Below are 16,406 nucleotides of genomic sequence, written 5' to 3' on the forward strand. Positions count from 1 at the left end.
TGACTCTTGTTCCCCCCAAAGTTGGGGGGCTAGGGGGGCAAAATTCAGTATAAAAAAACTTTTCAGATATCCTCTTAGTTGTTGGTGGTATTTTCATTACCAACTGGCTGCTGACCACTAATTATTTTTTATAGCGCTGCGCTATAGCTTAGGACTTACGCATTTGCCCCCTAAATCCCCCAATTCTGGGGGACTTTAACTCAATTTCCCCCCAAAATTGGGGGGCTAGGGGGGCGAAATCAAGTTAACCGCGTAAGTCCTGGTAAACAAATTCAGGAGAGGTAAGAGATTCTATGGTTAGTTCTATGGTTAGTTCTATGGTTAGTGAAGCAAAGACCACTACTCCTCACCATGTGGTCATTATTGGTGGTGGATTTGGTGGACTCTATGCTGCTCAGGCTCTGAGAAAGGCACCAGTGAAAGTAACTCTAATCGATAAACGGAACTTTCATTTGTTCCAGCCCCTACTCTACCAAGTTGCTACCGGGGGCTTATCAGCAGGTGATATTTCCTCACCCCTGCGGGCAATCCTGAGTCACCAGAAAAATACTCAAGTGCTGATGGGGAAAGTAATTGGTCTTGACCCGAACCAGAAAACCGTTCAACTACCAGACAAAGAAATATCTTACGACTCCCTGATCGTGGCCACTGGCGTTAGCCACCACTACTTCGGTAATGATCAATGGGCAAAAGACGCTCCTGGTTTGAAAACCATTGAAGATGCCCTAGACATTAGACGTCGGATTTATTCTGCCTTTGAAGCCGCAGAAAAAGAAACTGACCCCGAGAAACGTCGCGCTTGGTTGACCTTTGTGTTGGTAGGAGGCGGACCAACTGGAGTGGAATTAGCAGGGGCCATGGCAGAATTGGCTTACGACACCTTAAAAAATGACTTCCGCGACATTGATACTTCCGAAGCGAGGATTTTGCTGTTGGAAGGGATGGATCGGATTTTGCCTCCTTACCCACCGGAGTTATCAGTAAAAGCCCAAAATTCTCTGGAACGGTTAGGAGTAACAGTACAGACAAAGACTCTAGTTACTAATATTGATAATGATATAGTTACCATGCGTCGAGGGGAGCAGGTAGAGGAAATTAACGCCAAAACTGTTCTGTGGGCAGCAGGGATGAAAGCGTCTGCTATGGGCAAGGCGCTAGCACAAGCTACTGGTGTGGAGTTAGACCGGGCTGGACGGGTGATAGTACAACCGGATATGAGCTTGGCAGGACATCCCGATATTTTTGTGATTGGTGATTTGGCGAATTTCTCTCATCAAACTGGTAAACCCCTACCAGGAGTTGCGCCAGTGGCGATGCAACAAGGCAAGTATGTCTCTACTCTGATTCAGAAGCGCCTCAAGGAGGAGACAGTAGCGGATTTCCATTATCAGGATTATGGCAATTTAGCGGTGATTGGACGCAATGCCGCAGTAGTGGATTTGGGGTTTGTTAAGTTCTCTGGTTTCCCCGCTTGGCTGGCCTGGATTTTTATCCACATCTTCTTCCTGATTGAGTTTGATAACAAGTTGCTGGTAATGATTCAGTGGGCATGGCATTACCTTACCTTTAAGCGCGGGGTTCGTTTAATTACCAACCTTGAGGAAGAACCAGCAGGGAATTTCGAGGAGAGAAGAGATTATCGGACGCCGGTACAGGTGTAGGGCTTTAGGGATTAGGGATTAAGGTAAGCTATCAGCTATCAGCTATCAGCTATCAGCTATCAGCTATCAGCTATCAGCTATCAGCTATCAGCTATCAGCTATCAGCCATCAGCTATCAGCTATCAGCCATCAGCCATTGGCCTACGGCCAAGCTAAACCGAACAGCTTTTGAATAAAATAAGCTGACGACTGACGGCTGACCCCTGAATGCTTATGTATTAAGAACCCTTACACTAAGCATTATGTAGTAAAACCATTACTCTCACCCCTAATCCCTAATACTATTAACCTGATCTATGAGTCAGATTTCCTCTAAAGCATCTACTCCTTCCTCGATTAATCTATTGCAGCAACCAGCGGCTTGGCTGTACAGTTTCTGGAAATTTTCTCGTCCCCATACCATTATTGGGACGAGTTTTAGTGTTTTTGCCCTCTATCTCATTGCTGTGTCCATGACTAACAGTGGTTGGACTTGGCAAGGGTTCGGTCAACTGCTGGGAGCTTGGATTGCTTGTTTGTGCGGTAATGTCTATATCGTAGGACTAAATCAATTGCACGATGTGGAGATTGACCGGATTAATAAACCCCATCTTCCAGTGGCTGCAGGGGAGTTTTCTCTGCAACTAGGTCAGGGGATTGTGGCGGTAACTGGTATCCTAGCGCTACTGTTGGCTTGGTTATTCGGGCCGTGGTTGTTGTTGATGGTCAGTATTAGTTTAGCAATTGGTACATCCTATTCCTTGCCACCGATCCGCCTGAAGCGGTTTCCCTTTTGGGCAGCGCTATGTATTTTTTCAGTACGGGGAGCAATCGTTAATTTAGGTCTGTTTTTACACTTTAGTTGGGCATTGCAACAGGGACAAGTGATGATGCCTACCGCAGCAGTGTGGGCATTGACCTGGTTTATCTTAGTGTTTTCCGTTGCGATCGCAATATTCAAAGATGTCCCAGATATCGATGGGGATAAGCGTTTCAATATCACTACCTTTACCATCCGCCTCGGTAAATTGGCGGTATTTAATATAGCACGGGGAGTAATTACTGCTTGCTATCTCGCCATGGTGCTAGCTAGTGTGTTGCTCCTCGATTCAGTAAATATCCTCTTCTTGGTAGGGACTCATCTGGTCGCATTAGCGGTAATGTGGTGGCGCTCTTACCAGGTAGACTTGGAGGATAAAAATGCGATCGCTAGTTTTTATCAGTTTATCTGGAAACTCTTTTTCCTGGAATATTTAATTTTCCCAGCCGCTTGTCTTTTAAGACTATCCCAGTTCTAAATCAATCGAATCAACAGCGCGTAAGCATTCAGCCGTCAGCCGTCAGCGGTCAGCCGTCAGCCGTCAGCTAATCAAGGGGAAGTAGTAAAAGCTATAGTGTGGCACAGGCTTTGGCCTTTGGCCACGCTGTGCGAACGACGCTGGGAAGTATAAGCTGATAGCTAATAGCTGATAGCTGACCGCTGATAGCTGATAGCTGATAGCTGATAGCTGATAGCTGTTCGCGCAGCGTGCGCGTAGCGCATATACTTACAAAAAAATAGCCGTGGAAATACTATCCACGGCTATTTCAACTCCACAATAAGTCCGTTGAAATTGTTTTAGGTGCGCTGCATCCCTATGTCACTCAGTTACCAAACCTAACCTGATCTGATCCTATTTGAGCAGACCGGAACCTTTCAGTGGGGGGGAAACCCCCCATAAATTTAGCGATGCAGCGCGGTCTTGGGGGTTTCCCCCATGAGCGACTGCATCAAGACAAGGTGTTATGGCAACAGCCAATACTTGTTTAGTGTAGTCATTACTTCGCCTGGGACCTCCGTCGGCTCCAGAGGAGTCCATTCGCAAATCTCTGCATAACCTAGGGCATACATCCTCTGCATACTATAAATTACTGCTTCCCGAGACCCTTTCAGAGTGTGCTGAGCAGGTTGTTTTTTGAAGTTTTGAGTAAATCCTTGTCGCATAACTTAACTATTGAACTCATTGTGGTAAGTTACTGATTATTGTAATGATTATAGTTTAATTTTTCAAGGGTTTAAAAAAAAAAAATTGGGTAATTTTAGGATTACTAAAAAACAGCGATATTCTTATATATACACTACAATAACGCTAATTTTAAATAGTAAATTTAAGGATAATTATGGTAGCCTGATCGCCTAACATGTAAGTAGTAAACTATCATATAAATTTAGATTTACTATAATAACTAATATAGTTACAGCGGTTTGCATAACTATTAGGTATACAGGATTGTATTCCCTATTCCCTATTCCCTATTCCCTACTCCCTGCTCCCTATTCCCTATTCCCTATTCCCTATTCCCTAAAACCCAGAAACTTGTACTTGATGAGTATAATAATTGCTAGAAAATACAAAAACACCCCGACCAGATCTACATTACTAGAATCTCTCGGGGCTTTGATGTTTTAGGTTATTACCTCTCACTCGAAGGCTTACAGATAGCGTAGAGTGGGTAAGAGTTATAACCTATTTAGCGGCGATGCCTTAGATAATCAATTCCTAAGGGTTTGGTTATTTCAGGTAAAAATTAGCTGAAATAATTGATTACCTTGTGTACTGGCTTGCTGTTTTTATTGTACGCAGTGAAAGTCCACTGGTCCGTTTCCTTCCACTAGATAGAAGACACTATACTGAGGCAGGCGCAGGATGTTATCGCCAAATGGGGGTATGAAGGTTGGCTCGCCTGTAGATGCGTCTATTACTACTGCTTCCTCGGGAGATTCGTTGTGTAGTATAGCGGCTTCATACTCATAACCAGGAGCAGCTTCGACTAAGCAAAAGTGCTCTTGGGGATTCTGCAGGTAGGTGACATCTCCTCCGCAGCAATAACCGTCGGCTTGAGCCACACCAGGATTAACAGCGAAGCTGAATAGTACAGTAAGTGCTACTACGGCTAGAGTTAACACTTTGCTTAGGCTAGTTTTGATTGTCTTCATGTTTTTTATTGCTGTTTATTGTTTCTATTTTCTGCAAGTTGAAGTTGGTGGAGTTGTCTGGAAATCTTATTAGACAATAGGGTTCCAACGGACTCTTTTCTTTTCCACAACTTCCCTTTGCGTGACACCAACTTGATCGGTTATTGGATCATAGTTGGGGAAAAGTGACAGGAGGGTGATGGGTGACCATGCTTCAGTTATTCACCTTTCTGCTTCTAGAACGAAAATTTTGATTGTTTGTGACAACTAAATTTTTTTTCCTTAAATGTGCTGTTTTATAGTATAGCAAGGCAAGTATAGATTAGGACATAGTATTTTGGTTTAAAGGGAACAGGGAACAGGGAACAGGGAACAGAAATATGTCTTAACTTTTACTTAAACAAAACCGACTTGCCTCGCGATCGCAAAGGTTGATTGCTGGTAAGTTAACCAATACTCAGAAATTACAGGGTTTGTTAGATAAACCGCTAATAAAACTTTCCTTTTTTACCTCCTTTTTCTGTCTGTCTTGATGCATGACAATGTTAGCTGGTCGTGAAAAAACACACCAGCCAATAATGCTTGGGTTTGCCAAGTTCAATCCCTGTTGATCCCCCCTAACCCCCCTTAGCAAGGGAGGAACAAGAGCCTCTCGATGACGAAAAAAGCAAAGCTTCCTCTGGCTTCCCCCTTATTAAGGGGGACGGGAGGGGGATCTATTCTCTTAATACCCTGGCGGCCCTCTATCCCCTGTATATAATTTCTGGTTGCTGTTTAGCTCTATTTTCTTGGTGAGAGTACTCGACTTCCACAAAAGTCTTGCAACACTAGGAAACTGAGCAAGATCCTGCGATCTTGATACCTCTTGGCTCCGATTCCTTAGGGATGGTGAAGAAATTGCCATTGCTTTAAGCGATCGCGGTTTTACCCAATCCATCGGGCAAGGATTGCTATCGCTGAACTTAGTTGATGGGGGATTGGGAGCTTTTTTAATAGAGATTACCTTTGGTACAACAGATTCTGGCTCTACCAGTGACGTTATTTCCTCTGCCGTTGTCTCTAATTTGATGTCAGGATAATGGTGTTGCTGATTGTGGGTATGATTGAGCCCCCCTAGCCCCCCAATTTTGGGGGGAACAAGACTTTCAAAGTCCCCCAAAGTTGGGGGATTTAGGGGGCTTTCCCAAAACCAGAGGATCGCGCATTCATACTTCAATTCAGCAACGCCGGAATAATTACCGTTACTAACAATCTCCCCATCTCCCGATCTCCCCATTTCCCTTAAAGACTGCTCAGTTGTCTCCAAGTCTTCTTGTTCTATCTCTTTGTCAACGGGAGTGACATGACTTTCTGTGTCTTTTTCTTTTTTACTCTGCTGCTCGGATACTCTCCTAATCTCCTTCAAAAGCGATGCAGCCAGGTAGCGCGGTCTTGGGGGTTCCCCCCATGAGCGACTACCGGTGCGGTCTTGGGGGTTTCCGACCCTCGCTATTGCATCAAGAAGGGCGATATCCCCATAAGCCTTCTGATCCAATCCAGCCAGATACGTCTGCAACAGCTGCTGCAGTTTCTCCCTGGCTCGTTGGATACGTTTACGAACGGTATTGTTGGAAATATCTAATCGTTGAGCTATCTCTTGGTAAGACAACTGCTGCTCAAAGCGCAAGATACATACGTTGCGCTGATTCTCGGGCAAATCCTCTAGGGCACTACGGATTACCTCTAATAGTTCCCTTTTTTCTACAATTTGTCCTGGGGTATCAAATTCAGTAACCAACCCATTCCTTTCTGCCAATGCGATCGCTTCGAGGTTTTCTACTCCTATTGCCCCAGAGTTATTTTCTCGATGGCAGTCTATACAGAAGTTATGGGCAAATTTAGTCAGCCATCCCTTGAGATTGGTAATCTTTGCGGCAAATTTGGGCAATTTTTCCCAAGCCTTGAGCATAATCTCAGAAAGAGCATCTTGAGCTTGAGACCGATTACCCCCCATCCAGCTGCAGAGCGCGATGGTAAAGATAGTCTTGATACTGTTTCCAGAGTGGCCAAAAGGCAGTGCGGTTTCCAGTAGACAGTTTTTCCAGGAGAGACCCCACCCAAGCAGCGGTAGATGCGTTTTCTGCATTTTCCCTCCATTGGCCATGAAAACCTTGGTTTGTTGGCTGCATAAGCGCACCTGTAGAAACACCAAAGTCAATTTTGCTGGATCCCATATTTTGTAAATCGATCACTCAACTAACGAGATAATAGGGGTTTCAGTATTCGAGCCTAGTGTTTTTGCAAAAGCGATGCAGCGCGGTCTTGGGAAGGCAGCGCGGTCTTGGGGGTTCCCCCCATGAGCGACTGCCGTGGTTTCCCCCATGAGCGACTGCATCAAGACAGTCAGATGCACCGAAGACCAGTGTGGCCTATTCAGCCAAGTTAAACAAGTGACCTTAGTCAACTTAAGCCCTCAAGTCCAGTCATCTCTTGAGTTAGGATTTTTGTAAATTTTATTGAAGCCTTGTCTTTATCTTTTTTTAACTTTATCTAAGTAAAAATATTATCATACCACATCAGCTGGTAATAAGGAAAATGTATTGGATCCAAGGCATAAGGCATAAGGTATAAGGCATAAGGTATAAGGTATAAGGCATAAGCCAGAATAGTTTCAGTTTTTTTAGTTAATCAAATATCGTTTAAATGGGCGAAAACTTATTAAACAAATTACACCTAAAAAAAAGTAATACTCTGAAATCTCCGCTATAGCAATTTGTGTAGAAGTTTTTTGGCCTGTTGCCTGTTGCCTGCTACCTGCTCCGAAGCTCCTATCAGGTAAAGGTAGAAAATGTAAAAGTATCAAATAAATCTCATCAGAGAATTAAAGATTTGATATAGATCAGATAAAAGTATTTACAATCCTCTCACGGTAACTTAATTTGGTATCGAATAAAACCTGTTAAAATACTCCAGTTGATCGAATAAACTATCTTAAATTAAAAAAAAATCTAAAATAAGTTAGCAATTATGAAATCTATAGTCTAAGATTTCAGGAGCTCTAAAAGTAACAGGCTCTTTATTCGTGACGTTTGTCAGCTAAGCACAAGCCATCCTAGGGGTCAACCATAAAACTACCTAAAAATAGTAATACTTTCAGGGGTCGATTCTAGTGTCAGCTGTACAACAAAACATCCTAATTTAACTTAACCTCTAGGATTTTTTCCTTACGGTTGGGAACTCTTATAGATAAGCCTTAGGTTTATTGAACTATTTGTTATGACTAATCTCAACAGTGTTCTTCAACGAGACCCATTTGCCGACAGCACATTAGTTGTAAACGATGAAGGGATTACCATTCGCCTGATCGACGGCAGTAGGAATAATTTAGACCAAGTCTCTTTGGGAATCCCTAATACGCCCTTGCTGCGTTTGGGTCCAATTGAGTATGAAGACGGAATCCAGTCACCGGCAGGTATTGCATTTGATGCAGAAGGCAATGCTTTGATCGGTATAGATGGCAATACTGTTACGCGCCAACCGATTCCCATATTTACCCAAGCCGAAGCAGACCGATTAAATGGATTGGGATTGAATGTCATATCCAATACAGAAGGCTTAAGCAATGTCTCTGATGCACCCTTTGTGTTGCTTAACCCACCGGATCGCCCTAGTACCCGAGTGATCAGCAATGCCACCTCTAACTTAGAAGAAGGAGAGTCTGATCCCAATGGCAATGACTTAAGCGCTTTCATTTGGGCTTTTGGTCAGTTCGTCAACCACGACACTGATTTAGCAGCGAATGGGTCAAAAGAAGAAAACCAAAACCGGTTAGAATTGCTCAATTTCCCCATTGACATTCCAGCCGATGACCCGAATTTTCCACCAAACACTCCTCCCACTCAAGAAATTTCTACACAGGCAGATGGTGGGTTAGAGTTTGACTTTGAACGGGATGCGTTTTTCACCGGTACTGGAGTCTCTGGGAGCCCAGGAAAAGCCATTAATATTGTTACCTCTTGGCTTGACCTTTCTGTAGTCTATGGGTCTACTGAAGAAGAATATCAAGCAATTCGTGCTTTTTCAGAAGGTCGCCTCAACGTCTTCTCAGATGAAACAGTTACCACTAATGACGACTTGTTACCCGTTAACATCACAGGTGCTGATGGAGAACTGATCAGTGGTAAAGGCGCTTTTATGGATGTGGGTTTTCTAGCGGGGGATACACGGGTTAACGAGAACGATAGTTTGGCATCCCAGCATACCCTCTGGATGCGTAACCACAACCGCCTTGCCCAAGAACTTTATCGGTTTCATCCTGACTGGACAGATGAACAGATATATCAACGCTCTCGCCAGATTAATATTGCCCAATATCAAGCTATTGTCCTGTACGAGTGGCTCCCCCTGATGGTGGGTAATGTGATCACCGACTACAGTAGCTATAACTCTGATCAAACCCCAGAAATCACTAGTGAATTTGCTGCTGCTGGTCTTCGTGTTGGTCATACCCAAACCAATAACCGTATAGACACTATTGATGCTGATGGTAATCTCACAAGTTTGCAATTATTAAGAACATTTGGTTCACCCAATATTAATGATAGTAGCGATATAGATAATATCTTGCGCGGTGCGAGTCAAACAATTACTGAAGATGTTGATACTAATATAGTCTTTGACCTGCGCAACGCTTTAATACCAGGTGCAATCGGATTTGACCTTTATGCTGCTAATCAGCAACGGGGACGAGATCATGGTTTGGCTGACTATAACCAAGTGCGAACAAGTCTCGGTCTACCACGGGTGACTACTTTTGCCGAAATTACTTCAAATTCAGAGTTGGCAAATACTCTCGAAAACCTCTACCACACTGTAGAAGATATCGACTTATTGATTGGGCTGTTTGCAGAAGATGCTGTTGCTCCATCCAGTGCCGGAGAAACTATTCAAGCAATGCTATGGGAGCAATACGAGCGGATACGGGATGCTGACCGCTTTTGGTTCGAGAGACCGATTGAGGATGGCGGTTTCTTTACCCAAGAGGAAATTGCAGCCATAAAGCAAGTTACGTTTGCTGACATTATCAAGCTCAACACCGAAATTACTACAATTCAAGACAATGCTTTCTTGATCAGCTCCGATAACAATCCCTCCTCTGATGGACTGCTAGATTTAACCGGCTTGTCGGGACAAGCTACAGCAACTGTGACTAGAGAGGCGAAGTATGACAATTTAATTGGCTTTTATGTAATTGCTGATCAACAGGGAACGATAATTGATCCGATCACGGGTCAATCTCTTACTCCTGGCCAAGAGGGTTATGCAGAAGCTGCCATTGATGCCAGCGTGGCTGAATTCAAGGTAGAGGAAAACTTGACCACGGTGAATTTTGATGTTACTCTTCCCAGTGGCTCTATCCTAGCTCCCTACTTGATTACGGATGGGGAATTGGAAGATGTGCAAAATGGTGATGCTGAGGTATTCTTTGCTTTCACAGCTGCTAACAGTGATGGCATGAGCCACATCCTTCAACTTGGAAATAGCAGTGACAACACATTCACATTCGCCTTTGAAGATTTAAGTGGTAATGACAGTGACAAAAGCGATCGCGACTTTAACGATCTAGTGATTGACCTTACCATTTTATAATGGTTCATCAATCAGTAATGATTAGAAAAAAACATACCAATTCCAGTAGGGTGGGCAAAGTAATCTAATCGTGAATACTCAGTAAGCATATGCGCGTAGCGCATATGCTTAGAATACTCACCCATAACCAAAGGGTTTTTGCCCACCCTACAAGCGATCTACTGAGCAGCTAAGCTAAAACTCCTTTGTACAACTGCACCACGTTTACCGAGGGATTTTGGTTGCTGTTGATCCACAGTATACAAAACACCTCCCGCATTCCCTGACCTAACAGTCAGTTTTTGTTTAGCAATCCAGGTTTTCTGATATCCCTTGGGTAAGGTGTCTTCCAACGCGATTTTGCCATCAACTACCACTCGTACCCAAGTTTGCTCTGTAATACTCAAGCGTACTTTAATTAATGGATTAGATGGAGAAGGTTTGGGTTTGGGGGGTGGTAATGGTTCTGGCTTAGGGGCTGGTGCTGGTTGTTCTGGTTTATCTGGGGTTTGCTGCTCCTGAACAACTGATGAGTTTTCGATCTGTCGATTAGTTATATAGGTGAAAACGGTGTTGAGTAGATAAATTAGTCCACCAGCAACACTGACCAAGCTTACGATTATGATGTAACCATAATAGGGTTGTACGCTTTTAGCTACAGTCTTAACAGTCTTGCTTTTGGCTAGAATCCTAGGAATCTGTTGAGCAGAGGTTAGAGTCTGAGATTTCTCTTGTGAGGGGGTATTGCTATACAAGACTAAGGCACCAGGCTGGCTTTCCTCGGTGTTCTTGGTGTTATTGGTTTCCTCGGTGTTCTCGGTGTTCTCGGTGTTCAAGGACAATCCAGAATTAACTGGAAACGTTTTGGCTATCCCTGGACCATCTAGACTGAGAAACTCTGCATAGCGACGAATGAAGCCTTGAATGTAAACTGGCTCGGGCAACCCCTCCGATTGCCCTGCTTCAAGGGCTTGCAATATATGCAATCGAATAAAGGTTTTGTTAGCAACTTCCTCAATAGGTATAGATTTCTCCTGCCTGAGTTGGCTGAGATAGGTCCCTATTTTCTGGAGTTGCTCCTCTTGCTCTAGACTTAAGTGGCTCACCAAATCTCTCCACCCATTAATCCACGTTAACAATTTTTATACATAAACACCGGATAGTAACATCCCTTGGGCATCTCACCATAGAACTTATCAAAAATTAACAAAGATTAACAATATAGCCAATTTGCTGATCAAATAGGAAAACTCTCTCATTTTAGGGTATGGTTCCGATTGGCATCCTCCCCCGGGCGGAACAACTCATAAGGGTAGGTTTTTTACTTTGACCTTAGGTGTGGGGTGTGGGGTGTGGGGTGTGGGGTGTGGGGTGTGGGGGATAAGAAAGCGATGCAGCGCCTTCATGCGGGGGTTTCCCACGTCACTGTGAGTCTTTCCCCTTTCGTCGAGTGGGCTGATCTAATTGTAAGCATTCAGCCGTTGGCGATTCCCATAGCATGGCCATTCCCGTAGCGTGGCCAAAGCCCAAGGCCAACGGCTGACAGCTGACGACTGAATGCTGTTCGCGTAAGCGTGCGCGTAGCGCATATGCTTACGAATTATCAGCTAATTTTTGGCAATAATTTCAGGCATCATTTCGTTTTTTTTTCTTTACCGTATATCCTTTAATAATTTTTATATAGCAAAGGGAACAGCGGATCTGGGAGTAGGGAGTAGGGAGTAGGGAATATCGCATCAAAATTCTCTCAATTCCTACACGGATTGCTATAGGCCAATATTATTATAGGTAAACTTCATTAAATTTTCTGCAATTATCTTCAGTATCCTGAATTTTGATTTCCTAGAGCAACATCAAACTTTTATCGCTTTACTCTACTGCTCAAAGTGTAGCAAATAAAATACATGTTGGGAACAAAATGTCAAGTTTTGACGGTGGTTTTAACTGCCAAGTCGTTTTTGATTCCCCGACTAAAGTAAGAATTAACATAGTGGGGTATTGACAAAAGCGAGACAACCGTATAGGATTGCGATCGTGACCAAAAACCAGCCGAACGAACTAGAACCAGAACGATTCAACCAGTTGCCGAAGGAGGAAGTGGTAGAAATGCTCATTACTGTAGCGAAGGCTATAGCTCAGCAGCAAGCAACAATAGAAGAACTGAAACAAGAAATAGATAAACTGCCTGTAAGTAGCAGAATTAGAACGCAAAATTTAATCAAAACCGCCATCAACAGACCTACTCAAAAAAACGGAAAATCAGAAATAATAAAAACAAGATACAGTATAAAAACCTAAACGTCAACTAGGCAAACAGCAAAGACATCAAGGAAAAAGCTGGAGTGGCTCTCGGCCTAGGGAATAGTTTCAAGATACTGCTAAGTTAGCGTAATTTATCGGCTAATTTATTAAGTTTAGTAAATATTAAGTTTAGTAAAAAAACTGCTCTCCTTAGGGGTGGTCTGTGATAGATTTTGTTGAGCAAGCTCGACCGGCTCAACTTGATAAAACTGCACTTGCTCCTTCTTTGATTCCATAACCAACGTTGCTGAATCCTTACGTAGAATTCAAGGGAGTTTTTATGCTCGCATACGGATTTATAACATTATTGAGTCTAGGTTCTGAGTACTACTTTAAATACGAGATTGATGCTCAGACTGGTTTCCAGATTTATTGGATTACAATTCCTGAGGGACTCGATAAGGAACGCTATAGTAAACAAACAATCTCCGAGTTTCTAGCAGAATCATCAGTTGCACAAATTCTAAAACCTGGAGCACCCATTGATAAGGGAGTTTATCAAGCTAGCCTAATCTTACCCGGATTACCTGCCTCACCTTTCGATGCATTTTATACTATTGAACTCACCTACGACAGCGATTCATTTACGTTAGGAGTTCAATCTACTGACTCTTTTGGATTTAGTCCCGAAGGCTCAACCCATTTCAAAGATTTAAATCTGAGTTTTACCCAGCAACTTAATTCCGAAACCGCTACTGTAAGTGGAACAGTGACGGCGGTTTTCTCTGGTCAAGATATTGTCCTTGAGGCCGGGTTGAGCGATGGCTCTGAACTGATTTTTAATTACAATCCTAATAATCCTCAGGAAATCCCAATTCAACCCTGGGGCAATTTAGAGTTGACGACTTTTACGGTCAAACCTGGGTCAAATCCTCTTCAACCCCAAGTTCTCTATTGGTTTGGAGAAAAGTCGGGAGAATGGGTTTATGATTGCTCCTTGAGGAATAGCGAAGATGCACCAGCCATCGACTTACGGATTCAAACGGAGCCAGAAACAGTGCAGTGGGGATTAGGGTCTATCGCTGTTAAAGATGGCTTGATCGAGAGTGAAAATGCGACCCTAGAAGCGGCAAACCTAAGTTCTGCTAGCAAACTGATCAAGGCATTCCAAGAGACCAACGAAATCACCATTGCAACCTGGATTAAGCCTAGCCAAACGGGTCAAAAATACCCAGCTATAGTCCTGACTATCTCCGAAGATCCTGAAAATCCCTATGTGACTCTGGCTCAAGGGGATTCAGAATGGCTAAAGGGTTATGGAAATCAGTGGTCGGGGGATTGGTACCATCACGACGAGTATAGTGTGCTATTGCGCACCGACACTAATGATAGAAACCGATATTGGCAAATCCTGACCACAAGTCCCGACACAGTAACAACTGAGCTAACCTATGTTGTCTATACTTTCTCACAGAATAACTTGGGGGATGAGAGTGATAATGCCAAGTTGTATCTCAATGGGCAGCTAGACAATTCAAAATGGATTAATAGCGATAATCAGGAGCGTCATTTCTGGAGAAATAGGAATCAGCAGAGTAATCGTTGGAGAAATAGGAATCAGAGGGGTAATCGTTGGGAAAGTCGGGATGATGATGAGGATAATCGTTGGCAAAATCGGGATGATGAGGAGGATTCTCCTTGGAAAAACCGGGATGATGATCACGAACTTAATCCTTGGACAAATCACCCTGCTGTTAAGTTAGCGTTAGCAAATGACGTTTTATTTCTCGATCGCAGGGGCAAATCCCCAAGAAATCAAGATTTCCCTTGGGAAGGGGAACTCTACGAGGTGGCAATTTATGACTCCGCCCTGACACCAGAGGCGATTTACCAGCGCTACTACCCCACCATTGAAATTTTGGGCAACCTGACGCTGACTAATATGCCCAGTCCTTTGAACCAACCCCTAACTGCTCAACTGACTTTGGAGGGTATGCCGGATGTAGAGCATTATTCAGAGTCTAAGCTCAATCTCAAGGTTGACACCTCTGAAATCCGGGAAGTTACCCCTGAGTTTGACTTCACTAATATTGCCCTGGAATGGCAATCAGAACCTGGAACCTCCCCAACCTGGTACTTTAAGTGGGGACAAGTGGATAGCACGTTATGGAAAACGTCAATTCCCTTTACGGCAGTTCAAGGGGATGCGCCAGGGAAACTTGCCCTCAATTCACCGGAATTAGACCTTCCAATCGGATTAGGACAAATTAATACCCTAGAGGGGTTGTGTCTATTCCTGAAATCAGATACCACCGGGGAGATCTGGCAGATGTCTTCCATCACCTCTGTGCCTGAACTAGTACTCCCCCAATTAAGGGATTATCGCCCATTTGATTGGACGGTAGATTTCAAGCTACTCTTTGCTCGTCACAATCAACAAAGGAGTCAATTTGACCCCCTGGGGATTGAAGATGGAAAAGTCGTTCTCAAGGGCAATTGGTTGGGAGAAAACCTTGTACTTCATGGCTGGTGGCGCAATGAGCAGTTTGTCCTGGAAGGGCAAAGAAATTTAACTCTACCGTTTGAAGTTACCTTGGGTCCTATCTTTGAACCAGGTACTTCCCAAAAGATTATCGACCAGGTAGCGATCGCATCAGTGATGAACGCCACTGTAATCCTGGAACTGACTGAGTTAGGCTTTTTGGCAAAAGTCTCTGGAACCTTTGATTGGACAGATCAAGCAGGGACGGTAAACACCTTTACAGTGCCGGAGTTTACCCTAGTCCGCCCACCGCTGACTCCCAATCACATCCTGGAAGCGATTTTGGAAAGGTTAAACTCCCAAGTAGATGTGATCTTTGCACAACAGTTTCGCCATCAAGCGGACTACTACTTTACGGTGGTGCAGGAAAAACCTGTTATTTATTTGGGCAAACCCAACGACTCTGCTGCCATCACCCAAACTACAACATTGCCGCAGTTATTCAACACTGCTGCGGATTCCAATAACATCTCCAGCACCGCAGGCATCTTTACCCTTACAGAAAATGCCGATCAAAGCTGCACCGTGACCATAACTCCTCCGGAAAGCAGTGACAATTGGCTAGATCAACTTAAGACCGATTACGACAACTTTATTACTCAACTAGATACCAACAGTAATCTGATTCCTGGTACCCTCACCTTGGTCAAAACCCGGATTGCTGAACGGATGCCGTTGTTGGTTGAGGAAATTCTCTACTACTACTACGGCTTGGATACTGTTAATGGCTCAGTGGATTTGCAAGCTGGAATGCGGTTACGGGTCGATTACCAAAACTATCAGTTCGTTCATCCAGCCCAATCTACGGCTAATTCAGGGTTTGTGGGCAGTGGCACGTCCTACTATAGCCTCAACAGTTATCGGGATGGCACTAACCTAATGATTAATTTTGATGGGTTTTTGTCCCAAATTCAGCCCTATGTCACCACAGATATTGCTACGGTAGGGGCTGGAAGTAGTCTGGATACCTTTAAAGTTGGCTATCAAAAACCCTACTTGCGGCTAGTTTATCCTAGTTTGGCAGCTCCCTCTGCAGGTTCCCTCGATCCCGGACAGGCTGCAACCATTATGGGAGCCGCAACAGTAACAGACCTGGATAAAAAGACAAACGTTGCCAGCTTTTATTTCCGAGGACGAGCAACAGTGATTCCAGAAATTACGGTGGTGCTACAGGAACAACCGGTATTTGTTCCGGTGGGAACGACTTTACGACAACTGATGGAGCAACGTGTCAGTATTCCGTCAGTATCCCTAGGAGAATCGCTGCTGAACTCTACCGGAAAACCAAGGTTGAGTCGCCTGTTACACGAAGGGGTGTCTAACGAACCTAGCTATCGCTTTATCTACCTGGACGAAGATAGTCCAGTGCTTGATTTGCCTCTGGTCAAAGGCGATCGCATTGTCCTGTAGGGGGTGAGCA

The 16,406-nt window shown here is 44.0% G+C and carries 13 protein-coding genes; 6 read left to right on the forward strand and 7 right to left on the reverse strand.

Going from position 1 to position 16,406, the window contains the following annotated elements:
- Nucleotides 1–317: 317 nt before the first annotated feature.
- Nucleotides 318–1,661, forward strand: coding sequence for an NAD(P)/FAD-dependent oxidoreductase (locus BJP37_RS10075; RefSeq protein WP_075905949.1), 1,344 nt, complete (start codon nt 318–320; stop codon nt 1,659–1,661).
- A 296-nt stretch (nt 1,662–1,957) separates the two neighbouring features.
- Nucleotides 1,958–2,938 (forward strand): homogentisate phytyltransferase, encoded by a 981-nt coding sequence (locus BJP37_RS10080; protein WP_075898476.1) that lies wholly within the window; start codon nt 1,958–1,960, stop codon nt 2,936–2,938.
- A 375-nt stretch (nt 2,939–3,313) separates the two neighbouring features.
- On the opposite strand, the gene BJP37_RS38865 is transcribed toward BJP37_RS10080, so the two are convergent.
- On the reverse strand, nt 3,314–3,499 hold the full coding sequence (locus tag BJP37_RS38865) for a hypothetical protein (RefSeq protein WP_158069507.1): 186 nt from the start codon (nt 3,497–3,499) through the stop codon (nt 3,314–3,316).
- Nucleotides 3,424–3,624 carry a hypothetical protein gene (locus tag BJP37_RS42350; protein WP_075898478.1) on the reverse strand — a complete coding sequence of 67 codons (201 nt, stop codon included), beginning with the start codon at nt 3,622–3,624 and terminating at the stop codon, nt 3,424–3,426. Before BJP37_RS42350 ends, BJP37_RS38865 begins: the two co-directional genes overlap by 76 nt.
- A 286-nt stretch (nt 3,625–3,910) precedes the next feature.
- Here BJP37_RS42350 and BJP37_RS36120 point away from each other — a divergent pair, with 286 nt between their 5' ends.
- Nucleotides 3,911–4,090 carry a hypothetical protein gene (locus BJP37_RS36120; protein WP_143727550.1) on the forward strand — a complete coding sequence of 60 codons (180 nt, stop codon included), beginning with the start codon at nt 3,911–3,913 and terminating at the stop codon, nt 4,088–4,090.
- Between the two features lie 161 nt (nt 4,091–4,251).
- Here the strand turns inward: BJP37_RS36120 and BJP37_RS10090 are convergent, their stop codons facing one another.
- The 3 genes from BJP37_RS10090 to BJP37_RS42355 form a co-directional block, all read right to left on the reverse strand.
- Nucleotides 4,252–4,617 carry a hypothetical protein gene (locus BJP37_RS10090; protein WP_075898480.1) on the reverse strand — a complete coding sequence of 122 codons (366 nt, stop codon included), beginning with the start codon at nt 4,615–4,617 and terminating at the stop codon, nt 4,252–4,254.
- 703 nt (nt 4,618–5,320) lie between these two features.
- Entirely contained in the window at nt 5,321–6,589 is a 1,269-nt protein-coding gene (locus tag BJP37_RS10095; RefSeq protein WP_075898482.1) for an RNA polymerase sigma factor, read from the reverse strand.
- Nucleotides 6,579–6,764, reverse strand: a complete 186-nt coding sequence (locus BJP37_RS42355) for a hypothetical protein (protein ID WP_229415261.1) — start codon at nt 6,762–6,764, stop codon at nt 6,579–6,581. The genes BJP37_RS10095 and BJP37_RS42355 overlap by 11 nt, the downstream gene beginning before the upstream one ends.
- A gap of 1,087 nt (nt 6,765–7,851) precedes the next feature.
- Between BJP37_RS42355 and BJP37_RS10105 the strand changes: the two genes are divergently transcribed.
- Nucleotides 7,852–10,224 (forward strand): peroxidase family protein, encoded by a 2,373-nt coding sequence (locus BJP37_RS10105; protein WP_075898486.1) that lies wholly within the window; start codon nt 7,852–7,854, stop codon nt 10,222–10,224.
- A 158-nt stretch (nt 10,225–10,382) separates the two neighbouring features.
- Here the strand turns inward: BJP37_RS10105 and BJP37_RS10110 are convergent, their stop codons facing one another.
- On the reverse strand, nt 10,383–11,309 hold the full coding sequence (locus tag BJP37_RS10110) for a helix-turn-helix domain-containing protein (RefSeq protein ID WP_075898488.1): 927 nt from the start codon (nt 11,307–11,309) through the stop codon (nt 10,383–10,385).
- Between the two features lie 354 nt (nt 11,310–11,663).
- On the reverse strand, nt 11,664–11,792 hold the full coding sequence (locus tag BJP37_RS43425) for a hypothetical protein (protein ID WP_269086977.1): 129 nt from the start codon (nt 11,790–11,792) through the stop codon (nt 11,664–11,666).
- Nucleotides 11,793–12,237: 445 nt separating this feature from the next.
- Here BJP37_RS43425 and BJP37_RS10115 point away from each other — a divergent pair, with 445 nt between their 5' ends.
- Together BJP37_RS10115 and BJP37_RS10120 are read left to right on the forward strand one after the other, a co-directional pair.
- Nucleotides 12,238–12,501, forward strand: a complete 264-nt coding sequence (locus tag BJP37_RS10115; protein WP_075898490.1) for a hypothetical protein — start codon at nt 12,238–12,240, stop codon at nt 12,499–12,501.
- Between the two features lie 283 nt (nt 12,502–12,784).
- Complete coding sequence (locus BJP37_RS10120; protein ID WP_075898493.1) at nt 12,785–16,396, forward strand: LamG-like jellyroll fold domain-containing protein; 3,612 nt, start codon at nt 12,785–12,787, stop codon at nt 16,394–16,396.
- The last annotated feature ends 10 nt before the right edge of the window (nt 16,397–16,406 follow it).

This window comes from Moorena bouillonii PNG (genome assembly GCF_001942495.1).
In the GTDB taxonomy this organism is placed as follows: domain Bacteria; phylum Cyanobacteriota; class Cyanobacteriia; order Cyanobacteriales; family Coleofasciculaceae; genus Moorena; species Moorena bouillonii.